Source organism: Flavobacterium rhizophilum (assembly GCF_046000485.1).
Lineage (GTDB): Bacteria > Bacteroidota > Bacteroidia > Flavobacteriales > Flavobacteriaceae > Flavobacterium > Flavobacterium rhizophilum.
Genome location: NZ_JBELQB010000013.1, coordinates 1 through 22,836, shown reverse-complemented (window position 1 = coordinate 22,836; position 22,836 = coordinate 1). Strand labels below are relative to the sequence as shown.

Annotated in this window: 22 protein-coding genes; 11 read left to right on the top strand and 11 right to left on the bottom strand. The window is 38.2% G+C overall.

All coding sequences use genetic code 11. The features are described 5' to 3' along the window. Complete coding sequence (locus ABS768_RS15150) at positions 1-1,530, top strand: GH3 auxin-responsive promoter family protein (protein WP_408075795.1); 1,530 nt, start codon at positions 1-3, stop codon at positions 1,528-1,530. Positions 1,531-1,594: 64 nt separating this feature from the next. Then, entirely contained in the window at positions 1,595-1,747 is a 153-nt protein-coding gene (locus tag ABS768_RS15145) for a hypothetical protein (protein ID WP_408075794.1), read from the top strand. A 49-nt stretch (positions 1,748-1,796) separates the two neighbouring features. Here ABS768_RS15145 and clpX read toward each other — a convergent pair whose 3' ends face one another. The 6 genes from clpX to ABS768_RS15115 form a co-directional block, all read right to left on the bottom strand. Further along, on the bottom strand, positions 1,797-3,029 hold the full coding sequence (clpX, locus tag ABS768_RS15140; protein ID WP_408075793.1) for an ATP-dependent Clp protease ATP-binding subunit ClpX: 1,233 nt from the start codon (positions 3,027-3,029) through the stop codon (positions 1,797-1,799). A 76-nt stretch (positions 3,030-3,105) separates the two neighbouring features. Further along, the gene (clpP, locus tag ABS768_RS15135) at positions 3,106-3,780 is read right to left on the bottom strand and encodes an ATP-dependent Clp endopeptidase proteolytic subunit ClpP (RefSeq protein WP_408075792.1); all 675 of its coding nucleotides are present in this window, start codon (positions 3,778-3,780) and stop codon (positions 3,106-3,108) included. Positions 3,781-3,870: 90 nt separating this feature from the next. After that, on the bottom strand, positions 3,871-5,196 hold the full coding sequence (gene tig, locus ABS768_RS15130) for a trigger factor (protein WP_408075791.1): 1,326 nt from the start codon (positions 5,194-5,196) through the stop codon (positions 3,871-3,873). Between the two features lie 115 nt (positions 5,197-5,311). Beyond that, positions 5,312-5,662: a phage holin family protein gene (locus ABS768_RS15125; RefSeq protein ID WP_408075790.1), complete on the bottom strand. Its 351-nt coding sequence runs from the start codon at positions 5,660-5,662 to the stop codon at positions 5,312-5,314. 91 nt (positions 5,663-5,753) lie between these two features. Further along, positions 5,754-7,325, bottom strand: a complete 1,572-nt coding sequence (locus ABS768_RS15120; protein ID WP_408075789.1) for a G-D-S-L family lipolytic protein — start codon at positions 7,323-7,325, stop codon at positions 5,754-5,756. A gap of 10 nt (positions 7,326-7,335) precedes the next feature. Next, a complete protein-coding gene (locus ABS768_RS15115; RefSeq protein ID WP_408075788.1) occupies positions 7,336-8,580 on the bottom strand; it encodes an OmpP1/FadL family transporter in 1,245 nt (414 codons plus the stop codon). Between the two features lie 312 nt (positions 8,581-8,892). Here ABS768_RS15115 and ABS768_RS15110 point away from each other — a divergent pair, with 312 nt between their 5' ends. Then, positions 8,893-10,452, top strand: coding sequence for a hypothetical protein (locus ABS768_RS15110; protein ID WP_408075787.1), 1,560 nt, complete (start codon positions 8,893-8,895; stop codon positions 10,450-10,452). A gap of 38 nt (positions 10,453-10,490) precedes the next feature. Here ABS768_RS15110 and ABS768_RS15105 read toward each other — a convergent pair whose 3' ends face one another. After that, positions 10,491-11,255: an alpha/beta fold hydrolase gene (locus ABS768_RS15105; RefSeq protein WP_408075786.1), complete on the bottom strand. Its 765-nt coding sequence runs from the start codon at positions 11,253-11,255 to the stop codon at positions 10,491-10,493. Between the two features lie 2 nt (positions 11,256-11,257). Next, on the bottom strand, positions 11,258-11,971 hold the full coding sequence (locus ABS768_RS15100) for a pyridoxine 5'-phosphate synthase (RefSeq protein WP_408075785.1): 714 nt from the start codon (positions 11,969-11,971) through the stop codon (positions 11,258-11,260). Positions 11,972-12,075: 104 nt separating this feature from the next. Here ABS768_RS15100 and ABS768_RS15095 point away from each other — a divergent pair, with 104 nt between their 5' ends. The 8 genes from ABS768_RS15095 (at position 12,076) to murI (ending at position 20,267) form a co-directional block, all read left to right on the top strand. Further along, on the top strand, positions 12,076-12,735 hold the full coding sequence (locus tag ABS768_RS15095) for a CBS domain-containing protein (protein ID WP_408075784.1): 660 nt from the start codon (positions 12,076-12,078) through the stop codon (positions 12,733-12,735). A gap of 14 nt (positions 12,736-12,749) precedes the next feature. Next, the gene (locus ABS768_RS15090) at positions 12,750-13,631 is read left to right on the top strand and encodes an NAD kinase (RefSeq protein WP_408075783.1); all 882 of its coding nucleotides are present in this window, start codon (positions 12,750-12,752) and stop codon (positions 13,629-13,631) included. A gap of 155 nt (positions 13,632-13,786) precedes the next feature. Further along, positions 13,787-14,470 carry a type IX secretion system protein PorG gene (gene porG, locus ABS768_RS15085; protein ID WP_408075782.1) on the top strand — a complete coding sequence of 228 codons (684 nt, stop codon included), beginning with the start codon at positions 13,787-13,789 and terminating at the stop codon, positions 14,468-14,470. Between the two features lie 4 nt (positions 14,471-14,474). After that, positions 14,475-15,215 (top strand): isoprenyl transferase, encoded by a 741-nt coding sequence (locus ABS768_RS15080; RefSeq protein WP_408075781.1) that lies wholly within the window; start codon positions 14,475-14,477, stop codon positions 15,213-15,215. Beyond that, positions 15,148-17,805, top strand: a complete 2,658-nt coding sequence (bamA, locus tag ABS768_RS15075; RefSeq protein ID WP_408075780.1) for an outer membrane protein assembly factor BamA — start codon at positions 15,148-15,150, stop codon at positions 17,803-17,805. Before ABS768_RS15080 ends, bamA begins: the two co-directional genes overlap by 68 nt. 36 nt (positions 17,806-17,841) lie before the next feature. Beyond that, the gene (locus ABS768_RS15070; RefSeq protein WP_408075779.1) at positions 17,842-18,876 is read left to right on the top strand and encodes an OmpH family outer membrane protein; all 1,035 of its coding nucleotides are present in this window, start codon (positions 17,842-17,844) and stop codon (positions 18,874-18,876) included. 31 nt (positions 18,877-18,907) lie between these two features. Further along, positions 18,908-19,417: an OmpH family outer membrane protein gene (locus ABS768_RS15065; protein ID WP_408075883.1), complete on the top strand. Its 510-nt coding sequence runs from the start codon at positions 18,908-18,910 to the stop codon at positions 19,415-19,417. Between the two features lie 67 nt (positions 19,418-19,484). After that, complete coding sequence (gene murI, locus ABS768_RS15060) at positions 19,485-20,267, top strand: glutamate racemase (RefSeq protein ID WP_408075778.1); 783 nt, start codon at positions 19,485-19,487, stop codon at positions 20,265-20,267. A gap of 6 nt (positions 20,268-20,273) precedes the next feature. Here murI and ABS768_RS15055 read toward each other — a convergent pair whose 3' ends face one another. The 3 genes from ABS768_RS15055 to ABS768_RS15045 form a co-directional block, all read right to left on the bottom strand. Beyond that, positions 20,274-20,804 carry a gamma carbonic anhydrase family protein gene (locus ABS768_RS15055; protein ID WP_408075777.1) on the bottom strand — a complete coding sequence of 177 codons (531 nt, stop codon included), beginning with the start codon at positions 20,802-20,804 and terminating at the stop codon, positions 20,274-20,276. Between the two features lie 60 nt (positions 20,805-20,864). Continuing rightward, positions 20,865-21,857 carry a PorP/SprF family type IX secretion system membrane protein gene (locus tag ABS768_RS15050; RefSeq protein ID WP_408075776.1) on the bottom strand — a complete coding sequence of 331 codons (993 nt, stop codon included), beginning with the start codon at positions 21,855-21,857 and terminating at the stop codon, positions 20,865-20,867. A gap of 206 nt (positions 21,858-22,063) precedes the next feature. Beyond that, on the bottom strand, positions 22,064-22,836 hold a 773-nt coding region (locus ABS768_RS15045), incomplete at its 5' end, for a T9SS type B sorting domain-containing protein (RefSeq protein WP_408075775.1).

The window sequence follows — 22,836 nt, the reverse complement described above, 5'->3', positions numbered from 1 at the left end:
ATGGCTTTGGCGATTATCAATTCGGTTGCTTCGTGGATTTTGAAAAAAAGGATCCATCAGATAGAATTGTTTCTAAAATATCCTAACGAAGTACAGGAAGAATTGCTTCATAACCTTATCCGATGGGCCGAAAACACCTCTTTTGGTAAGAAATACGACTTTTCATCCATAAGGAATTACAGCACTTTTGCCGAAAGGATACCTATTTCCACTTACGAGGATTTAGAACCACTTATTGAGCAAACCCGTCGCGGAAAGCAAAATGTAATTTGGCCTACACAAATAAAATGGTTTGCAAAATCGAGCGGAACCACTAATGCCAAAAGCAAGTTTATACCCGTTAGTCCCGAAGCATTAGAAGATTGCCATTACAAAGCTGCAAAAGACCTTTTGTGCCTTTACCTTAACAACAATGAGGATTCACAGCTGTTTACCGGGAAAAGCCTTAGGCTGGGCGGCAGCAAGCAGCTATATGAGGATAACAACACCTTTTTTGGTGATCTTTCGGCTATCCTTATAGAGAACATGCCTATGTGGGCTGAGTTTAGCAGCACACCGAGCAATAAGGTCTCTCTAATGAGCGAATGGGAAAGCAAACTATCGGCCATTGTAAAAGAAACTACAAACGAAAATGTAACCAGTTTTGCCGGAGTACCTTCGTGGATGCTTGTTTTAATGAACAGGATATTGGAAGAAACAGGGAAAGATAACCTGCATGAAATATGGCCTAATGTGGAAGTATATTTCCACGGCGGGGTGAGCTTTGAACCTTACCGCGACCAGTATAAAAAAATACTGCCAAAAAGCGATTTTAAATACTACGAGATCTATAACGCCTCTGAAGGCTTTTTTGCCATACAGGACAGTAACGACAGCGACGAACTGTTATTAATGCTTGATTATGGCATTTTCTATGAATTTATCCCTATGGACAGCTTTGGGAAACCAAATCAAAAAGCAGTACGACTTGCCGATGTGGAACTGAATAAGAATTATGCCGTACTTATCACTACCAACTCGGGCTTATGGCGATACCTTATTGGCGATACCGTACGCTTTACTTCGCTTAACCCATACCGCATAAAAATAACCGGAAGAACCAAGCACCATATCAATGTATTTGGTGAAGAACTTATGGTAGAGAATACCGACAGGGCTATAGCTAAAGCCTGTAACATTACAGGGGCCGATGTGGTAGATTATACCGTTGCCCCTATTTTTATGGACGGAAAAGAAAAAGGCGCGCACGAATGGATTATTGAGTTTGGAAAACACCCGGAAGATGTAGAAGTCTTTAGAAGACATCTTGATGAAGCACTGCAAGCCCTTAACTCTGATTATGAAGCTAAGCGGTACAATAATATGACACTGAATCCGCTTGTACTTAATGTAGCAAGACCTAAACTATTTTACGACTGGCTAAAGGCACAGGACAAACTGGGCGGACAACACAAAATACCAAGACTCTCAAACGAGCGTGATTATCTTGAAAAACTAAAGTCCATGCAAATAGCAGATGTAAACGCATAAATACAACTGTTAAATAATCAGCTATTTACATTGTAGTTTTTATCTTTGTAAAAAAGCGAATACTATGAAAAAGATTTATGTACTGGCATTTGGCGCCTCGGTATTACTATTAGCCTCCTGCGGCCCCAAGCGACTAGGATGCAACGGTAAAAGATGGTGTGATACCGAAAACATACAAAAAACAGAAAAGACAACCACAGTAAAAAAAGACGTATAAATAAAAAGGCTGCCAATTGGCAGCCTTTTTATTTATCATATACAAGCAGTTAAGATGCTGCTTTTAAACGCTTAAGCAAGGTTTTGTTTAAATGATGTTCTACATATTCCTTATCAATATTAAGTTCTGTTTCATCAGAACCCGGAATCTCATACATAGCCTCATTTAGTATCGCTTCACAAAGTGAACGTAGTCCCCTTGCCCCAAGCTTATACTCTAACGCCTTGTCTACAATATAATCAAGCGCCTCGTTGTTAATAGACAACTCAACATCATCCATTGCAAACAATTTCCTGTATTGTTTTACAAGCGCATTTTTAGGCTCTGTAAGTATCGCTCTTAGCGTATCCCTGTCAAGCGGATCCATGTGTGTTAAAACAGGAAGCCTGCCTATAATTTCAGGAATAAGTCCAAAGTCTTTCACATCCTTAGGGATGATATACTGCAACAGGTTGTCATTATCAATTTCATCAGCATTACGCGATGTGCTGTAACCTACAGCCTGCCTGTTAAGCCTTTTTGATATAACACGGTCTATGCCGTCAAAAGCACCACCGGCAATAAACAGGATATCCTGAGTATTTACCTCAATAAACTTTTGGTCCGGGTGTTTTCTCCCTCCTTTTGGCGGAACATTTACCACAGTACCTTCAAGAAGCTTCAATAAAGCCTGTTGTACACCCTCTCCCGATACATCTCGGGTAATAGAAGGGTTATCACTCTTACGGGCAATTTTATCTATCTCATCAATAAATACGATACCTCTCTCTGCCTTTTTCACATCATAATCGGCTGCCTGTAGTAAACGTGTAAGTATACTCTCTACGTCTTCACCCACATAACCGGCCTCTGTAAGTACAGTGGCATCTACAATGGTAAGCGGCACATTAAGCATCCTTGCAATGGTTTTAGCCACCAGGGTTTTACCTGTACCGGTTTGCCCCACCATAAGGATGTTACTTTTTTCAATCTCTACCCCTTCATCATCCTGCTTTTGCATCAACCTTTTGTAGTGATTGTAAACTGCTACCGAAAGTACCTTTTTGGTTTGGTCCTGCCCGATAACATACTGATCAAGGAAAGCCCTAATCTCTTTCGGCTTCTTAAGCTCAAGCTCAGCCGCAAGCGTAGACGATCCGCTTTGCTTAAGCTCCTCAATCACTATACCGTGAGCCTGCTCTATGCATCTGTCACAAATATGTGCATTAATTCCTGCTATAAGCAAATTGGTTTCGGGCTTTTTCCTGCCACAAAAAGAACATTCTAAAATCTCTTTAGCCATATGTTTTACTCTATGTTTTAAAGGCCGGATTATGAGTCCGGCCAATTAAAACGCAAATATACTATTTATTTCTTATTTACTCTCTTATAAGTACTTCGTCAATCATACCATATTCCTTAGCCTCAGTTGCTTTCATCCAGTAATCCCTCTCACTGTCTTTGAATACTTTGTCGTAATCCTGCTTAGAGTGCTTAGATATTATACGGTATAATTCCTCTTTTAGTTTTAGCATTTCACGAAGATTGATCTCCATATCGGTAGCCACACCCTGTGCACCGCCCGATGGCTGGTGGATCATAACTCTTGAATGTGGTAATGCCGAACGCTTACCATCGGCACCTGCGCAAAGAAGCACAGCACCCATAGAAGCCGCCATACCTGTACAGATAGTCGCTACATCAGGCCTAATATACTGCATGGTATCATACATACCTAAACCGGCATATACACTACCACCCGGAGAGTTGATATAAATTTGGATATCTTTAGAAGCATCTGTACTCTCAAGGAATAATAACTGTGCCTGTACAATATTTGCCACCTGATCGTCTATACCTGTACCTAAAAAGATAATCCTGTCCATCATTAAACGTGAAAACACGTCAAGCTGAGCCACATTCATCTGGCGCTCTTCCATGATGTAAGGGGTCATTCCCATTGGAGTAACCCGGTTAACTAATTTATCGTAATATAGATTGTTTATGCCATGATGTTTTGTGGCATATTGTCTAAATTCTTTGCCGTAATTCATAGTCCGTTTTTGATTTAAATTTAATTAAGAGTAAAAAAAAGCGTCAGGATAAAAATCCTGACGCTCAAATATACTCATTTTTTACGAGATTTACTCTCCGTACATTTCCTTAATGAACGCCTCGTAAGTAACTTCTTTTTCTTTTGCTTTTACGTTCTCTTTAAACAGGTTAAGCATTTTTTCGCTCATTACCTGCTCAGATAATCTCTTAACTTCGTCTTTGTTAGAAAGCACTCTTGATACAATACCTTCTACATCTTCGTCTGTTGGATTCATCTGACCGAACTGTGCCATTTGTTTCTTGATAACCTCTGCAGTATATGCTTTAAGATCATCAAAAGTTATCTGAAGGTTGTTATCAGTAATGATTTTACCTTCGATTAACTGGTAACGTAAACCTTTTTCAGATTTGTTATACTCTTCCTCTGCCTGCTCAGGAGATAGCGGATTTTCACCAGCTGTCTGTATCCATTTTTTAAGGAATTCTGCAGGAAGATCAAACTTAGTATTCTCGATAAGGAACTCAGTTACATCGTTAAGGAATTTCTGATCTGCCTGAGTAGCAAACTGCTGCTCTGCATCTTCCTTAATTTTTTCTTTTAACTGTTCTACAGATGTTACAACACCTTCGCCAAACAGCTTATCAAAAAGCTCCTGGTTAAGTTCTGCTTTCTCTGTAGTATTTATTTCTTCAATAGTGAAGTCAACATCAATTTCAAGACCGTGAACATCGTCGTGACCTACTTTAAGGTACTCCATAAGTTTGTGGTCATCATCAAACAGGTTTTTAGTAGAAACAGTAACTACATCACCTACTTTTTTACCGATGAATTTTTTACCTGCAGTTTTCGTTTTGAAGATAGACGGAGTAATTGTTACATTATTATTGATACCTTTCTCCTCGTTAGTGAAAGTACCTTTAATATCGTCTCCTTCTTCTGATTTCTCTTTAGAAACAAGCTTACCGTATTGTTTTTGTATACGCTCTACCTGCTCATCAAGCATTTTCTCGTCTGCTGTGATGTTGTATTTTACAAGTTTGTTTTTAGCTGCAAGGTCTACAGTAAATTCAGGAGCAAGACCTAGTTCAAATTCAAAAGCATAATCATCTGCATCCCAGTTAAAATCTTCAGTGATTTTTGGAAGCGGATTACCAAGAATATCCAGTTTCTCCTCAACAAGGTAATCGTTTAGTGAAGTCTGAAGTAATTTGTTTACCTCGTCTACAAGAACGGCTTTACCATATTGTTTTTGTATAAGGCTCATCGGCACAGCACCTTTCCTGAATCCCGGAATACTGGCATTTTTTCTGTAATCACCTAATACCTTATCTACGTTTGGTTTATAATCTTCTTTTGTAATGGCTACTGTTACAACAGCATTTAGCGCATCTACCTGCTCTCTTGTAATATTCATTATCTAAAATTGTTTAAACACCATAAAATTATGGGTTGCAAAAATATATTTTTTTTACAACCCACACAAGTTTTTAATTTATTGTATTTCAATACCCTTAAAAAGAATACTGATATTAATTACGGGATTCTTTTTCAGACAGTCCCACTACCAGTGACTGACAGAAAGACAACAGCAGGCTAAACAGCAGTGCATACCAAAAACCATCAACTGTAAAACCGGGAACCAGCTCATCACAAAGTAAAATAATTATGGCGTTTATTACCAGCAAAAACAGCCCCAGGGTAAAAATTGTTGCCGGCAAAGTAAAAAGTACCAGTATAGGTTTTACAAATATATTTAGGAGTCCAAGTACCACAGCAACTAACAGTGCTGTAACCCAATTAGTAACATTTACTCCCGGAAGCAGGTTTGCCAGTATGAGTACAAAAACCGTGGTAAAGAAAATTTTTATAAGTGTTTTCATATAAAATTAATTTGTATCACTCTTATAAAAATAAAAAAAGCATCGGGGAAAACCGATGCTTTTTAAGAAAATATTATCTTTTTCTAATCGTTTAGTTTGTAGGCAATACCGTAGCCCCAGGATAATAACCCGGCACTATATTAGGCAACTTAGCATTATAATAGCTATTAATCACTTTAATAATTTCATTAGCCACCATTGCGTATCCTCTTGCATTAGGATGAACACCATCAAGAGAGAACACTGTTGTGTTTAATGCCGAGGTACTAAAGTAATCTGCAGTATAAATTTGCCCATCCTCTACCCTTAAACCGCTTACAAGCTGATTAAGTATAGCATTCATATCGGCAACTGCAAGCCCTTTTGAAGCAGCAATGGCTTTAATAGTATTATTATAGCTTGTTGTAGCAACCTTAACCATTTCACCTTCAGCAGCTGTTAACACATGGCTATCCTGTAACGGATAAGTAATACCAAAACTGTTAAACGGCGCAGGAACTCCTGCAGGAGCTGTACCTATTACACCTCTTGTAGTTAAAAGCACCAGGTCATCTTCGGTTGCCTGTCTTGCCTGCCCGTAAGTTTGCCCTAAAAAGTCGGCTATAGGAGCATACTGAGGAATAGTAGCAGCTACTGCTGTAATCTGAGCACTTAAATCGGTAAGGCTTTCATCTTTTATCAACAACGGGTTTGCCGCACCTGCATCAAGGATATTTATCCTGTCTCCAGCACCAAAATTAGTTAATATCTGATCAAGCACTCCATATAACTGTTGGTTAAGCTGAGTCATTGTAGCAGCTCCAGCCTGCGAATTACCCTCACCTAAAAGCTGAGTAGTTAACGGGTTGTAAGGAACTGTAGTAAAGAAAGGTATTGAAGTAACATCAGGAATAGTTGCCACTACCCCTTTAGCTCCTCCTGATGTAAGCATATCTGTAATTGCAGAATAAGTAGCTGCAAACACATTAGGATCTGTAATATCATTTCCTCCGTATGTTGACGGATCAAGGTTACCTGTCTGATCTACACCCACACCTCCTGATGTTGCAAAAGAAAGCACATCGTTACTACCAATCCAGTTCGTAAAGAAAGTAGGGTTTTTAGTCATTGCATCGCCCATTACTGTAGCAGTTGGCGACGTGGCATGACGCACAAAGTAAGGATTTGCCTGACCTGTTGCCACACCTGCAAGATTACCATAACCCGGAGCTAATAAATGGAATGATTTTGCTCCCGGCACTCCCATATTATTGTAAGCCATTGCCTGTTGGTTAGAAACCTCTATTGTTGGCGTACCGCTAATAGGCTCGGGACCTCCCGCACTGGCGTTAATTATAAGTCTTGTTGATGCAATTTGAATACCTCCAAGAGTAAGCCCTCCATAATTATTCACATCATCATCATAAGACGGTTGTGTAAACGCACCTCCGCCCACTACAGCAAACTGCTGTGAAAGCAAGTTAGGAAACGAGTACATTTGCCCACCACGGGACATAGTACCATCCATATAACCTGCCGTTAATGAGTTACCTACTGCTACGTATGATGAAAAATCAGCATCACCCGCACTGTAACTCCCGTTTGTCACTTCATTATTAAACTCAGGCTCACAGGCAATAAGCCCTGCTGCAAGTAACGATAAGTATATAAATTTATTTTTCATGTCGTTTTGTTTAGAAATTGTAACTTAAACCTACACCAGGAGAGAACACCACATTTTTGTACGTACCTCCAAAAGTAGTATTCTGACCATCTTCCTGATAGTAGTCATAAGAGTTATTAACTTCTTTAAAGTGTAGGAACAGGAATGAGAAATCTACTCCTAGCCTTTGGTTAATCTGGTAGCTTAAACCACCTGTATACCCCATAGAATCATTTCTTGGTGTTTCAGGAGCAAAGAAACCATCCTGCACCGGGCTCTCATCAAAGTACCAACCTGCACGGAAAGAGAATTTCTCGTTAGCTGTATATTGAGCACCTACCCTATAAGTACTTGCATCCTTGTAATTTCTCGGATTAACCGATGTTGGCGCTGCATTATGAAAATCAACAATAAGTGATTTATACACATTCCAGTAAGCCCTGTTATAATCAAAAGCCACAAGAAGCTTATCGTTAACCTTATATGAGAAACCTACCGTAAGTTCTGCAGGAAGCGGAAGATCGGCATCAAAAGTAGTATTCGTTAATGTAGTGGAAAGGAATCCCGGAACATCGTGGAAAGTTGCATCGCCATCGCGAGCTTCCATTGTAATTTCAGAACGGTAGTTTGCTCCAATAGTCAGGTTTTCTGTTGGCTTTAACATCATACCTGCTGTCCATCCCCATGCTGTAACACCACCGGCATCAATAGTAACATCAGTCCTGTTACCCTGTTCATCGGTTTGGCTTCGGCTAATATTCCTGTTAAAGTTTACACTACCGGATACAAATATAGGACCACCACCCACACTAAAATAATCGTTTACTTTTAATGAGATAGACGGCTGGAAATAAATTGCCTCAAGGTCTATATTATTAACAAGGTGAGACCCCTGCCAATCCTGATCCCACTCTACGGCACTACCGTAAGGTGTATATACCGCCAAACCAACAGAAAGCCAGTCGGTTGCCCTGTAAGACACATAAGCACTAAATGGTGTACCGAAATTTTCGGTTGAGTTGGTCCAGTTGTTTGCCTGATTTTGGAATTTGGTTCTCGCAAACAATCCGTTTGCTCCAACCGAGGCGTTAAAACGGTTTTCCAGAAACGCCATACCCGACGGGTTGAAGAACAAAACCTCGGCACTGTTTACAACACCAACCCCGGTGTGTCCCATTGCCAACTGTTTTTGCCCCTGAAGACTAACCCTATACCCTCCTGCAAAAGCCGAAGCAGCCGTTAAGGCCGTTAGGGTTAAAGATAATAGTTTTCTCATGGTTAAATAAGTATTAGTTTTTTCATATTGTAAATAGCTTATATCAAATTTATGATTTTTTATGAAAAATACAACGATTGAGATAAAATTATTATGCATTCATAATAATTTATTTTTTAAAAAACCTTTATCTTTTTTAACAATCTACCGAAAAACATAGTTATTTTTTAAATAAATAACATATTATTAACCTTTTTAGAGTTTCAACAATCTCATTATAATAACTTTAACAGCCATACTATTAACAAAAACATAAAACACATTTATAAGCACTAAAAACGCAGTACCTTAACCGTATAAACCAAAACACCAATGTCACTTTTAAAAAAAATACTCATAGGATTAGCTGCATTGCTTATAATAGGAACAATTGCTAATTACGGATTAAGCTACTGGATATCAAGAAAGCTACCCAATATCATTCAGTCAAACAAAGATATGCCTTATAATATAAGCTATACTGATTTAGACATATCCCTGTTAAAAGGCAACATTACAGTACTCAACGCTTCTCTATCCCCTAAAGACAGTACTGCCCAATTAAAAAGTGGTGCTTATGGACAGATTGAAAAAATACGCATAGAGCATTTTAGCCTTTGGGCACTCTTAAAAAACAATAAAATAAAGGTTGATAATATCATTATAGATAAACCTGAAGTTATATTATACCCCAAAGAGAATAAATACAATGTAAAAGGAGATCTTGTAAAACCATTTAAAAACACCATTTCCACCAAAGCTATTGAAGTTAACAAAGGGGAATTCACCTTGCTTGACGCCACCGATAATACCAAACTGAAAGCAACAAACATAAGCATGCTTTTCAGGAATATCAAAATAGACAGTACTACTATTAAAGATAATGTACCCGTTAAATACTCATCTTACAGCCTAAAATGCGACAGCCTGTTTTATCAGGTAGATAAACAATATAATATTACAACACACAAACTTAACATTAGCGACACCGCCATTACCGTAAACAACTTTAAGCTTACCCCAGAGCAGACGCGCATAGAGTTTGCACAGTCTATCCCGAAGGAAAAAGACCAATACAATATTGAAGTAAGCAAAATACATATCCCTGATTTACTTTGGGGCTTTGTAAACGACACCTTATACATACGTACATCCCTGGTTGATTTAACCAAAGTGAATGCTGTTATATACCGACCTAAAATGGCTCCCGATGATTTATCGGTCAAAAAACTATACAGCCAAATGCTACGCGAAATAAAGTTTGACCTTAAAACCGACACGATAAAACTAAACGATTCGTATGTAGAATACCAGGAACAGCAGAGTTATGATAAGCCTGCCGCCAAAGTAATGTTCTCTGACTTTAATGCCACAATAAAAAACATATACAGCCCGATAAACAAAACTGAAACTCCGCAAACCACTCTGTATGTTAACTGCCTTTTCATGAAATCATCCCCTTTAAGTGTACACTGGACGTTTGATATTACTGATAAAACCGATGCTTTTACCATACAGGGAAAACTACAAAATGTAAAAAGCAGTGTGATTGACCCCGTTGCAAAGCCTTTAATGAATATTACAACAACAGGCAATCTAAAAGAAATTTACTTTACGTTTAACGGAAACCGTAATAGCTCAAATGGTGATTTTGCTATTAGATATGACGACCTCAAAGTGAAGCTTTATAAAAAAGACGGAAAAGACAAAAACAAACTTATGTCGGCAGTAGGAAACCTCTTGGTTAAAAATGACAGCGAAGATGAGCTAAAAGAAACAGAAGTAAGCGTGGAGAGGCTTAAAGACAAATCAGTATTTAACTTCCTGTGGCGCTTTTTGTATGAAGGACTTAAAAAAACACTACTTCCTAAAATCATAAGTGGAGGCGATTAAAATAAAAGGGGGACTGTAAAAACAGTTCCCCTTTCATTTTATGCAGTAAGAAACTCCAGCGTCTCTGTTACAAAATCCTTCGGATTTTCAGCATGCAGCCAGTGTCCTGCGTTTTTAATATCTTTAATAATTGCTTTAGGGAAATGAGTATGAATCATTTCAAAATCTTCATCCTTTATATAATTAGACCTATCACCCCTTAAAAATAATACAGGCCCGTCATAAACACTACCTTCCGGTAATGCAGCACCTATATTCTCAATCTTATCGGTAAGCACCTTTAAGTTAAACCTAAAGTCAAGCTGTCCCGGCTCTTTCCAGTACAGGTTTTTCATTAAGAACTGACGGGTGCCAAAATCGTCAACATACTTTTTAAGGATTTCTTCCACATCACTCCTTCCTGGTTTCAACGAGAAATCTACCGCATTTAAACCTGCAAGTATATCCTGATGGTGTGGCCTGTAATATTTTGGTCCTATATCGGCTATTATTAACCTGTCCAGCATTTCGGGATGTGCCATAGCAAAAAACATACTGGCCTTACCTCCCATTGAGTGACCAATAACATCTATTTTCTCCAGTTTATAATACAGGCAGTAATCATAAATATCCTGAACCATTGCATTGTAATCAAACTCTTCCGAGTGAAAACTCTTACCGTGATTCCTCATATCAATGGCATGTACCTGAAATCCTTTTTCGGCATATTGCCCACCAAGGGTTTTCCAGTTGTCAGACATACCTAAAAAACCGTGTATTATAAGCAATGGCTTGCCTTCTCCTTCTACTCTGGAATGCAACATAATTATTTTAGTTTTTGAAGATACATATTCACTACATTTTCCAGCCCAAGGTACAACGACTCTGATATAAGCGCATGCCCTATAGATACCTCAAGAAGCCCCGGAATGTTTTCTTTGAAAAACTTAATATTATCCAAACTCAGGTCGTGACCTGCGTTTATGCCCAGTCCTAACTCGTTTGCCAGTTTTGCCGATGCCACATAAGGGTCAATTCCGGCAGTATTACCTAAACCATACTTATGAGCAAAAGCTTCTGTATATAGTTCAATCCTGTCGGCACCGGTTTCTTTAGCACCTTCAATCATTTCCAAAACCGGATCTACAAATATGGAAGTACGTATGCCGTTACTTTTAAACTCAGCAATAACATCCTGTAAAAACGACTTATGTTTTATAGTATCCCATCCCGCATTAGATGTAATAGCATCATCGGCGTCAGGAACAAGAGTAACCTGTGTAGGCTTTACCTCCAGTACAAGGTCGATAAACTTTTTTACCGGATTCCCTTCTATGTTATATTCGGTGTGCACAACAGGTACTAAATCTCTGGCATCCTGATAACGGATATGTCTCTCATCAGGCCTTGGGTGTATGGTAACACCCTGCGCTCCAAATTTCTGAACATCGGCTGCAACTTTAAGTAAATCGGGAACATTACCTCCTCTGGAGTTTCTTAACGTTGCTATTTTATTTATATTTACACTAAGTTTTGTCATCTCAAGGTTGTTTAACTCAAATTTTACACAAAAATACAAAGTAAAATCAAGGTAGGATATTCTAATTTTTGATTATTTTGCAGTAATAACTCATACTCCCCAACATGATTGATATTAACGACTTTATCAATAACCGAATCAAACCGCTAAATATAACCGAATCCATAGCTGATGCTCAGGATCTTTTTGCCGAATATACCTTTTCGCATTTTCCGGTAACGGAAAATGGTATATACATAGGTTGTGCAAGTTCCGAAGATACCGAACTTATGGATATCGAAAAAACTCTGGAGGATATGCACTATACCCTTGAAAGGTTTTTTGTGCGCGACACTACCATATGGCTGGACGTATTAGAAGTATTTGCTAAAAACGAAACCAATGTGGTTCCTATTCTGGATAAAGACAATAATTACCTGGGGTACTATGAGATTACCGATATCATTCAGTTTTTCCACCAAACCCCTTTCCTTAAGGAGGACGGAGGCATACTGGTAGTACAAAAAGGTATTACTGATTACTCCATGAGTGAGGTTGCCCAAATTGTGGAAAGTAATAACGGCAGATTACTGGGGCTTTTCATATCTGAAGCCAATCTTGAAAAGGTACAGATAACCCTAAAAATAAGTCTTGGCGGGTTAAGCGAAATCATTCAGACTTTTAGAAGATACAATTACGATATCATATCAGAGCACCAGGAGGATGCTTACATCAATACATTAAAAGACCGTTCTGACTATTTAGACAAATACCTGAACATATAATAAGCGTGAGGAACATGAGGATAGCAGTATACGGACAGTATTATAAAGACAATACCGAAGACATTATTGAAAAAATGTTTGCGGTTTTTGAAGGCCATACCACCGAGGTTATTTTTGAAGCCAATTTTTACAATGCCATAAAAGAGAGAGAACTCCTTAAAGAGTCGTATGCTACTTTTAGTAACCACGAGGAACTGGACCGCAGGTTTGATATGCTTATCAGTATTGGTGGCGATGGTACCATGTTAAGATCGGCAACTTATGTGCGCGACAAAAACATACCCGTATTAGGCATTAATGCCGGGCGACTTGGATTTCTGGCTACCGTACAGCAGGATGAAATTGAAACCCTGCTGCCCCTGATTTTTGAAAACAAATATAAAATATCTCCGCGCACCCTTTTATCTCTTGATTATAAAGGCATGGAAAAGGAAGACGGACTGGATTTTGCACTCAACGAAATCACTGTAAGCCGTAAAGACACCACTTCCATGATTACCGTAGAGGTAAAACTAAACGGAGACTACCTTAATTCCTACTGGGCAGACGGGCTTATTATATCTACCCCTACCGGATCTACAGGTTATTCACTAAGTTGTGGCGGGCCGTTGCTGATACCCGAAGTAAACAGTCTTGTTATTACTCCTATCGCCCCACACAACCTTAACGCAAGACCGCTGGTAATACCGGATGATACCGAACTGGAACTTAAAGTAAGCGGCAGGGAACCACAACATCTTATTTCACTGGATTCAAGAATACTTACTGTAGACACCGAGACCTCCTTTTATATTAAAAAGACCAGTTTTAAAATCAACATGGTAGAGTTCCCTGATGAGAAATTCATAAAAACCCTACGCAAAAAACTGCTATGGGGTGAGGATAAAAGAAACTAATAGCAACTTTTTTGCCTACACCACATACTACACCACATCTTCTTTCGTTTTTTAGTCTGAACCGTGATTGCAAATTTTCAATTTATAGATGTAAAAAGTCTAAACAGAGGCGAAATAGAAATCTATATTGTTATATTTGCACCTATTTTGATGTAATGAGTAGAGTTTTAGTAGTTTTATTTTTAATTATTGCTTCATTTAAAGCCGAAGCCCAGATCAACGAAGTGGGTATTTTTGTGGGCGGAAGCAACTATATAGGTGATGTGGGACCTACAGATTATATAGCCCCTAAAGATCTTGCTTTAGGATTTCTGTATAAATACAACCGTAGTCCGCGACACTCTTATAGGGCTTCCTTTACCTATGCGAAAATATCTTCTAACGATGCTGATTCAGACATGAGTGCCAGAAAACAAAGAGGCTATTCATTTGATAATACTGTAAAAGAATTATCTTTAGGCCTTGAATTCAATTTTTTTGACTTCAACCTGCACGAAACTGACTTTCAGCTAACCCCTTATGTATATGGGGGACTGAGCTATTTTTGGTATGATGAGCAGTATATTAATAACGGACGAACTTACGACAACGGTAACAGCAGCGCGCTGTCCATACCAATGACCGTAGGTATAAAAACTAATGTTTTACCAAACTTTGTAATAGGATTTGAAGTGGGTGCGAGATATACTTTTAGCGACAATTTAGATGGAAGTTATCCTGAAGATGATACCTACCAAAACCTTCGCTTTGGTAACTTAGAAAGCGACGACTGGTATGTATTTACCGGATTTACACTTACCTACACCTTTGGTGAAAAACCTTGCTACTGCCCTAACTAAAATCATGGACAAATCAACTACCATAAATACTGAAAATATACCTAACCACATCGCCATTATTATGGACGGTAACGGCCGTTGGGCTAAAAAACGCGGACTACTTCGTGCTTTAGGCCATGAAAGCGGATCGAAATCGGTAAAAGATGTGGTGGAGAACTGCAAGAATATTGGTGTAAAATACCTAACCCTTTACGCCTTTTCTACAGAAAACTGGAACAGGCCAAGGCTTGAAGTGGAAGCTTTAATGAAACTGCTTATCCGCTCGTTAAAAAAAGAACTTCCGGTACTTCAAAAAAACAATATCAAGCTAAGTACAATTGGCAATACCGACAAACTTCCCGAAAAGGCAAAAAAACAACTTTTAGAAGTTATAGATCAAACCAAGGACAATACCAAAATGCTGGTTACCCTTGCTTTAAGCTATGGCTCCAGAGAAGAAATAGTATCGGCAGTTAAAAAGATTAGTGAACAAGTAAAAACAAACGCGATAGCGGTAACAGATATAAATGAAGAGATAATTACTCAAAACCTTTACACACACAACCTTCCGGATGTAGACCTGCTTATAAGAACAAGCGGCGAACAGCGAATAAGTAATTTCCTATTATGGCAGTGTGCGTATGCAGAATTTTATTTTACCGACGTATTATGGCCGGACTTTACAGAAGAAGACCTGCATGAAGCAATTATCAGTTACCAAAAAAGAGAACGTAGATTTGGAAAAACCAGTGAACAAGTTAAATAAAACCGAGATGTTTTATAAGCGCATTAAATTATTTTCAGCCATATTTCTATGCTTAGCCTCATTTGCAGCTAAAGCACAGGACAGGATTGAACCGGGACAGTATGTAATTGCCGATATAAAAGTAAATGGTGACATTACTTACAACGAGCAAACTGTTGTAACATTTACCCGCTTAGAGAAAGGTCAGCGTATAAACGTACCCGGAGAAGAAATAAGTAATGCTATTAGAAAACTAGCCAGCCTTAAACTATTTGAAGATATTAACTTTTATGCTACTAAAGTTGTAGGCGACAGTATTTATCTTGAACTGGATGTAAATGAGCTTCCTAAGCTTAGTGAAGTAAGAATGCAGGGACTTAAGAAAAGTAAGATTGAAGGACTTATTAAGGATACCGAACTTACTAAAGGAAAAATAGTTAACGAAAACCTTGTTACTACTACTAAAAACTATATTGAAAATAAATATAAAAAAGACGGTTACTACAATACTAAAGTAGCTATTAATGTAATACCGGACAGTAGTAATACTGTAAAAATGGTAGTTAATATAGACCGCGGTAAGAAAGTAAAGGTATCATCAATTAAATTTGACGGAAACACTATGCTTTCAGACGGTAAGCTTAGAGGTGCCATGAAAAACACCAAGAAAAAGAGCTTCCTGAACCCGTTACGCATCTTCAAATCATCAAAATACATTAAAGAAAAGTATAAGGAAGATTTAGGAAGCATTGTAGACAAATATAAAGAAAAAGGGTATCGTGATGCTCGTGTAATCGAAGATACAGTTGCCTACAATAAAGACAAAAATACTGTTGATATAAGTATACAGATTGAAGAAGGGCGTAAGTATTACTTTGGTGATATTAAGTTTTTGGGTAATACAGTATATCCTAACAATATATTAAGCCAGGTTCTTGGTATTAAAAAAGGTGATACCTATAACGGCATACTACTACAGGAAAGGATTGCTAATCCTAATAAACCGGATGGCGAAGACCTTACCAACCTGTATCAGAATAACGGTTATCTTTTCTCTAACATCAATGCAGTAGAGGTTCGTACAGCAAATGACACTATTGACTTTGAAATCCGTATAGTGGAAGGACCTATCGCTTACCTTAACAATGTAACCGTTGTAGGTAACGATAAGACCAACGACCATGTAATATACCGTGAGCTTTTAACAAGGCCGGGGCAAAAATGGAATAAAGAAGATGTTATCAATACTGTAAGACAGCTAGGCGCTTTAGGCTTCTTTGATGCAGAAACTATACGTCCTGATGTTAAAAATGCTGATCCTTCAACAGGTACTGTAGATGTAGAATGGAACGTGACCGAAAGAGGTTCGAGCCAAATTGAGCTACAGGGAGGTTATGGTGGCGGTGGTTTCATCGGTACTCTTGGACTTTCGTTCAACAACTTCTCTATGCGTAATATCTTTAACAAAGAGGCATACAAGCCAATACCTATGGGTGATGGTCAAAAACTTTCATTACGACTACAGGGTAGTACTTATTTCCAAACCTATAGCCTTTCGTTTACAGAGCCTTGGCTTGGAGGTAAAAAGCCTATACAGCTTTTCAGTTCGTTATCACACAGTAAACAGTTCCTGTATAACTTCCAGACAAGGGATGTTGACAGAAGCCAAAGCTTTACAATTAGTTCTATTACATTAGGTATGTCAAAAAGGTTAAGTGGTATCTATGATAACCTGAGAATCTCTCACTCGTTAACATTCCAGTACTATAACCTTAATAACTACAACACCGGTCTGTTTACATTTGGTAACGGTAGCTCCCGTAACCTTGCTTATACACTGGAAGTTACAAGAGACAACAGAGGATCACTTATCTACCCAATGTCAGGTTCGTTATTCAGTGTAAGTGCAAAAATGACATTGCCATACTCGTTATTTAACGGCATTGATTATGGAGATCTTGAAAACCAGGCTGCCTATAAGGCTACTAACAGTAGCGGACAATACCTAAACGAAGACGGGCAGGTAGTATACGACTATGAGGATGCCGCTGTAGATCAGGGTAAGGTAGACCAGCAGAAGTTTAATTGGTTGGAATATTATAAAATTAAGCTTAAAGCTGATTGGTATACAAAAATTTATAATAAATTAGTACTTCGAACACTTGGCGAATTCGGATTTCTGGGTTCTTATAATTCAGAAAGAGGACTTGTTCCTTTTGAAAGATTCTTTGTGGGTGGTGACGGTTTAGCTAACTATTCGTTAGACGGTCGTGAGGTCATACAGTTAAGAGGTTATCCTAATCAGGCGCTTTCCTCTATAAACGGAGGTACAGTGTACAATAAATTCTCATTAGAGTTGCGTTATCCTATCACACTTAAACCACAGGCATCTATATATGTATTAACTTTCCTAGAGGCAGGTAATTCATACGATTCATTTAGGAATTACGACCCGTTTGTACTTAAGCGTTCAGCAGGTTTCGGTTTAAGGGTATTTATGCCGGCGTTCGGTTTATTAGGTATAGACTTTGGTAACGGATTCGATCCGCTGCCGGGCTACACTCAAAAGAATGGTTGGGAAACACACTTTATCATCGGCCAGCAGTTTTAAAAAATTGGCATGATATTTTCTAATAAGAAATAAATTATGAAAAAACATTTGTTAATATTACTGACCTTAATCTCTGTTACAGCAGCAACGGCACAGTCTCGCGGACTTAAAATCGCGTATATAGATATGGACTATATACTGGAGAAAGTGCCTGACTATGCTGAAGCCAAAAACCAACTTGAGCTTAAAGCTCAAAAATGGAAACAGGAACTGGAACAGAAAAGAAATGATATTAATAAATTAAAAGAAAGCCTTGAGACAGAAAAACCTCTTTTAACAAAAGAGCTTATTGAGGAAAGAGAAGAAGAAATCAAGTTTCTTGAAAATGACCTTATAGAATATCAGCAAAAAAGATTTGGGCCAAATGGTGATCTTATCACCCAAAAGGCAGTACTTGTAAAACCGGTACAGGATCAGGTATTCAACATTGTTCAGGATTTGGCTGAATCAAGAAATTACGACTTTATATTTGACAAGTCTTCAGATATGACTATGTTATTCTCCGCAAAAAGACACGACATCAGTGATTTTGTAATAAGAAGAATAACAAGGGCTGCCAAAAGAGAAAAGTTAAGCGGTAAAGAGCTTAAACAACTGGAAGAAATGGAAAAACAGGAAGAGCTGGAAGCCGACCCTGAATACCAGGAAAGACAGCAAAAAATTGAAGATAGAAAAGCCGAAAGGGAAAGGCTGATTGAAGAAAGAAGAAAGGCTCAGGAGGAGAAAAGAAGACAATATGAAGAAAGAAGAGAGCAGCTGAAGAAAGAAAGAGAAGCTAAAAGAAACGGAGTTAAAGCAGATAAAGAAACTACTGAGGGTAGTGACGGAGAAAACACTTCTGAAAGACCTGCGTCTACCAGCAGAGAAGACGCTGTACAGGCAGCAAGAGAAGAAAGGGAAAGAAAGCTTGAAGAGAGAAAAAAACAGATAGAAGAGCGTAAAAAACAAATATTAGAACAAAGGGAAGCTGCAAAAAAAGCCCGTGAAGAGCAACGTAATAAAAACACGGAGCCACAGGAGGAAGAGGAAAATAATGAAACAACTCCACAGGAGGAAAATAACCAAGGATAAAAACTTAAAACAAAAATTAAAAATTTAAATGATGAAACAATTAAAATCTTTATTAATCGCTGCTGTACTATTATTAGGGCTTAGTCAAACTGCAACTGCACAGTCTAAAGTAGCCCATATTGATGTATCGGAACTAATGAGCCAAATGCCGGAGATGAAAGCAGCTAATTCACAATTAGAGCAATTAAGCAAATCATACGATACAGAATACAGAACAATGGTACAGGAATTTCAGGCTAAAATCAAAAAATATGATGGAGAAGCCGCTACTGCTGGAGATGCTCTAAATGAGACTCGCGCTAAAGAAGTTCAGGATCTTCAACAAAGAATCCAACAGTACCAACAAAATGCTACTAAAGAACTACAGGATAAACAAGAAGCTATTTATAAACCAATTCTTGAAAAATCAAGAAATGCTATCCAAAAAGTAGCAAGAGCTAAAGGTTACCTTTATGTACTTGATGCTTCTACAGGAAGCGGTGTTATTCTTGCTGATGGTCCAGACCTTATGGCTGACGTAAAAAAAGAATTAGGTTTCTAATAAAAACATCATTTCTATACTTACAAAAACGGCTCAAAAATTTGAGCCGTTTTTTTATATTTGTTAAATGAATAAAAGCACAAACCCTATAGGCTTATTCGACTCCGGTGTGGGAGGAACTTCCATATGGAGAGAAATTCATAATATACTCCCTAACGAAAACACCATATATCTGGCCGATAGTAAAAATGCTCCTTACGGACAGAAAAGCAAAGAAGAGATTATAGAGCTTAGTATCAAAAATACAGAGTTCCTGCTCAATCAAAACTGTAAAATGATTGTTGTTGCCTGTAATACCGCAACAACAAACGCTATAAAAGAATTACGTACAAAATTCGACATACCTTTTATAGGTATTGAACCCGCCATTAAACCGGCCGCAAATTCTACACAAACACAAACCATAGGCATATTAGCCACACAGGGAACGCTTAACAGTGAATTATTTCATAAGGCAGTACTTGACTACAAAGACATAAAAATAGTAGAACAGGTTGGACATGGACTTGTAAAACTAATTGAGGAAGGTTCACTGGAGTCTACCGAAATGAAAGAACTCTTACAGGACTACCTAACCCCTATGATAAAAGCCAATATAGACTACCTGGTTCTTGGATGCAGCCATTACCCATACCTTATACCGCAAATTAAGGAAATACTCCCAGAGAGCGTTAAAATAATCGATTCGGGACAGGCTGTAGCACGACAAACAAAAAATGTCCTGGTTACCCAAGACATCCTTAATAATTCTTTACAAAAAGGCTACGCCCTCTTCTATACTAACAGCAATCCAAAAGTGCTTAGTACTATTTTACAGAACAAATATAATGTAGAAAAAAGAGACTTTTAATCTTCTCTATTTGTCATCATCTTTATCTTCCTTAAACCAGGAAGAGTACATTAAATAATTATTAGATATTCTCCCTATCTCCCCTGCAAAGTCAGAGGCATTAATATCCTTCACCTTTCTGGCAGGAATACCTGCATATATAGTACCTGATTCTACAACTGTATTTTGTGTCACTACCGACCCTGCCGCTACTATGGAGTTACTCTCTATAATACAATTATCCATAACAATAGCCCCCATACCTATCAGTACATTATCCTGTACTTTACATCCGTGAACGATAGCATTATGACCTATAGAAACATTATTACCTATCTCTGTGGGGTGCTTTTCATAGGTACAGTGAATTACGGCTCCGTCCTGTATGTTTACTTTATCACCCACTTTAATGTAATTCACATCACCTCTTACCACAGCATTAAACCATACACTGCATTCCTTACCAAAAGAAACATCTCCTACAATAGTAGCATTTTCAGCAACAAAACAATCCTCAGGTATTTGTGGGTACTTACCTCTTACTTCTTTAATCACCATATTTCAGAATAAAAAAAGTCCCGATTAAAAATCGGGACAGAATTAATAATGCTTTATAATTTAGTTAATGGCCGGACAATTACAATCGTAACGCTCTCTACCACAGAACAGATTTATACCTAAAGTAATTTGGTGGAAGCCACTATTATCAAACTTAACATCTCCAGTTAAGTAAGAATAAGTGTAAGCAAACATAAATTGCTTATAGTTAACACCTATTATTGGAGTAAAATATTGTAGGTTTTGATCTTTTGCACCGTTACCATCAATATATTGAGCACCGTCTAAATATCTTCTGTATGACAATCCTCCCCAAACTCTTCCAAAATCAACATTTTTATATACCTTAAGGTTAACATCCATTGATTTTTCTTTAGTCTCATCAACAACTTGGAACATTACAGATGGCTCCCATTGTAAACGATCAGGATCACCAAATACATAACCAGCACTTACCAAATACTTTCTTAAGTTATCGCTTTCAATATCTGTATAAATATCTCTCTTACTTGCTATAACATTCTTAGCTGTAAAGTGCGCATAAAAATCAAGATAATGATAAGATGCACCAATATCAATATTGAAATAAGAATCCTTTTGTTTCATACCACCATCAATAATAGGATCAAAATCAGGTTCAAATTCTGTTTCATCCAAACGACTTTGAACAAGCCCTGCACTCATACCAAATGATAACTGATTTAAATCAACTTCATCTCTTGAAAAACGAATATGGTGAGCATAAGTAAGCTTTGCTCCCGTTTGTGAATGATAACCGTTTTTATCATTAAAAGCGATAATACCTACACCAGACTGTTCCCCTATTCTTCCGTTAAAACTTAATGTTTGTAACTGAGGAGCATCATCCTGACCAAACCATTGCTGACGTGCAGTCAACCTGATTTTAGCACAATTTGCAGCACCAGCCATAGATGGATGTATTAGGTAGTAGTTATCTGATAAATAATCTGAGTAAACCGCAATCCCTTCTTGCGAAAAAGACAGCTGAGTTAGTAATAATCCAAAAAATAGATAAATCTTTTTAAAATTCATGTCGACCTTATCGTTTAATGAGAAATGCGCTTTAGCTTATTGGTGTTTATTAATGTATAACGGTCCTATGGCTAAAATTATTATCAATATTTTTCCATAGCGGTCAAATATATAAATTTTTGCGTTAGGTTGGTAATTTAACCTAATAATATTATATAAAATGCTGCCATTCCTGACAGCATTTTATATATTAACTTGGTTTTCTGCTATCTCTTCAGTGAGAAGTGAGCCTTAAACTCTTTCTCTACAGGTTCTCCGTTTACCAATTCACGGTAGGTTACACTAAACCAGTAGTCCGTGGCAGGTAGTGGGGTACCGTTGTAAGTTCCGTCCCATCCTTCACTTTCTTCGGTGGCACTGATCTGTTTGATAAGCTTACCAAAGCGGTCAAAGATGTATACCTTGGCATCCGGCTGGTTCAGTCCGATGATGTTCCAGGTATCATGGTAACCGTCACCGTTAGGGGTAAAGTAATGTGGGTAGTCCACTAAACTTACACCTTCTATGGCAATCTCATCACAGGCATAATCCGTTTTAACATCCCTTACATATACCGTGTGGGTACCCGCAGGTACATCGGTAAACACATTGCTGCTCTGCCACATACCGTCTTCATCAAGTCTGTACTCATACTCTCCGTGGCCTTCAACATATACCGTGATCACCTGGTTGTCGCTGAAGTAGTTGGTTACCTCATAACCGTTTCCTACAGGGCTTGCAGGACCACTCTGGATTACCGTAAAGGCAGCCGAGATATCCGACACACAGTTCAGTGGTGCAGGACCTGTTACCTCTACCGTATAGTCACCCGCCACGCTCGCCTCATAACTTGGTGAGGCAGGGTCATAATCCGTCAGTTCTGTACCGTTTAGGTACCAGATGAAGCTGTAGCCCATATCTGCAGGGATACCACTCTCAAGGGTTACCGTTCTAAGTACATCTCCTGTGGTGTAGTCCACACAGATCGTATCACTTCCGT

What these genes read in the sequence shown, in the direction of transcription:
- ABS768_RS15120 (WP_408075789.1), bottom strand. Translation starts at nt 7,325, where the DNA reads ATGAAAAATAAATTTATATACTTATCGTTACTTGCAGCAGGGCTTATT.
- tig (WP_408075791.1), bottom strand. Translation starts at nt 5,196, where the DNA reads ATGAATATTACAAGAGAGCAGGTAGATGCGCTAAATGCTGTTGTAACA.
- ABS768_RS15065 (WP_408075883.1), top strand. Translation starts at nt 18,908, where the DNA reads ATGAAACAATTAAAATCTTTATTAATCGCTGCTGTACTATTATTAGGG.
- ABS768_RS15145 (WP_408075794.1), top strand. Translation starts at nt 1,595, where the DNA reads ATGAAAAAGATTTATGTACTGGCATTTGGCGCCTCGGTATTACTATTA.
- ABS768_RS15070 (WP_408075779.1), top strand. Translation starts at nt 17,842, where the DNA reads ATGAAAAAACATTTGTTAATATTACTGACCTTAATCTCTGTTACAGCA.
- ABS768_RS15115 (WP_408075788.1), bottom strand. Translation starts at nt 8,580, where the DNA reads ATGAGAAAACTATTATCTTTAACCCTAACGGCCTTAACGGCTGCTTCG.
- ABS768_RS15100 (WP_408075785.1), bottom strand. Translation starts at nt 11,971, where the DNA reads ATGACAAAACTTAGTGTAAATATAAATAAAATAGCAACGTTAAGAAAC.
- bamA (WP_408075780.1), top strand. Translation starts at nt 15,148, where the DNA reads ATGAAGCAATTATCAGTTACCAAAAAAGAGAACGTAGATTTGGAAAAA.
- ABS768_RS15110 (WP_408075787.1), top strand. Translation starts at nt 8,893, where the DNA reads ATGTCACTTTTAAAAAAAATACTCATAGGATTAGCTGCATTGCTTATA.
- ABS768_RS15080 (WP_408075781.1), top strand. Translation starts at nt 14,475, where the DNA reads ATGGACAAATCAACTACCATAAATACTGAAAATATACCTAACCACATC.
- ABS768_RS15150 (WP_408075795.1), top strand. Translation starts at nt 1, where the DNA reads ATGGCTTTGGCGATTATCAATTCGGTTGCTTCGTGGATTTTGAAAAAA.
- porG (WP_408075782.1), top strand. Translation starts at nt 13,787, where the DNA reads ATGAGTAGAGTTTTAGTAGTTTTATTTTTAATTATTGCTTCATTTAAA.
- murI (WP_408075778.1), top strand. Translation starts at nt 19,485, where the DNA reads ATGAATAAAAGCACAAACCCTATAGGCTTATTCGACTCCGGTGTGGGA.
- clpP (WP_408075792.1), bottom strand. Translation starts at nt 3,780, where the DNA reads ATGAATTACGGCAAAGAATTTAGACAATATGCCACAAAACATCATGGC.
- ABS768_RS15095 (WP_408075784.1), top strand. Translation starts at nt 12,076, where the DNA reads ATGATTGATATTAACGACTTTATCAATAACCGAATCAAACCGCTAAAT.
- ABS768_RS15050 (WP_408075776.1), bottom strand. Translation starts at nt 21,857, where the DNA reads ATGAATTTTAAAAAGATTTATCTATTTTTTGGATTATTACTAACTCAG.
- ABS768_RS15055 (WP_408075777.1), bottom strand. Translation starts at nt 20,804, where the DNA reads ATGGTGATTAAAGAAGTAAGAGGTAAGTACCCACAAATACCTGAGGAT.
- ABS768_RS15125 (WP_408075790.1), bottom strand. Translation starts at nt 5,662, where the DNA reads ATGAAAACACTTATAAAAATTTTCTTTACCACGGTTTTTGTACTCATA.
- ABS768_RS15090 (WP_408075783.1), top strand. Translation starts at nt 12,750, where the DNA reads ATGAGGATAGCAGTATACGGACAGTATTATAAAGACAATACCGAAGAC.
- ABS768_RS15105 (WP_408075786.1), bottom strand. Translation starts at nt 11,255, where the DNA reads ATGTTGCATTCCAGAGTAGAAGGAGAAGGCAAGCCATTGCTTATAATA.
- clpX (WP_408075793.1), bottom strand. Translation starts at nt 3,029, where the DNA reads ATGGCTAAAGAGATTTTAGAATGTTCTTTTTGTGGCAGGAAAAAGCCC.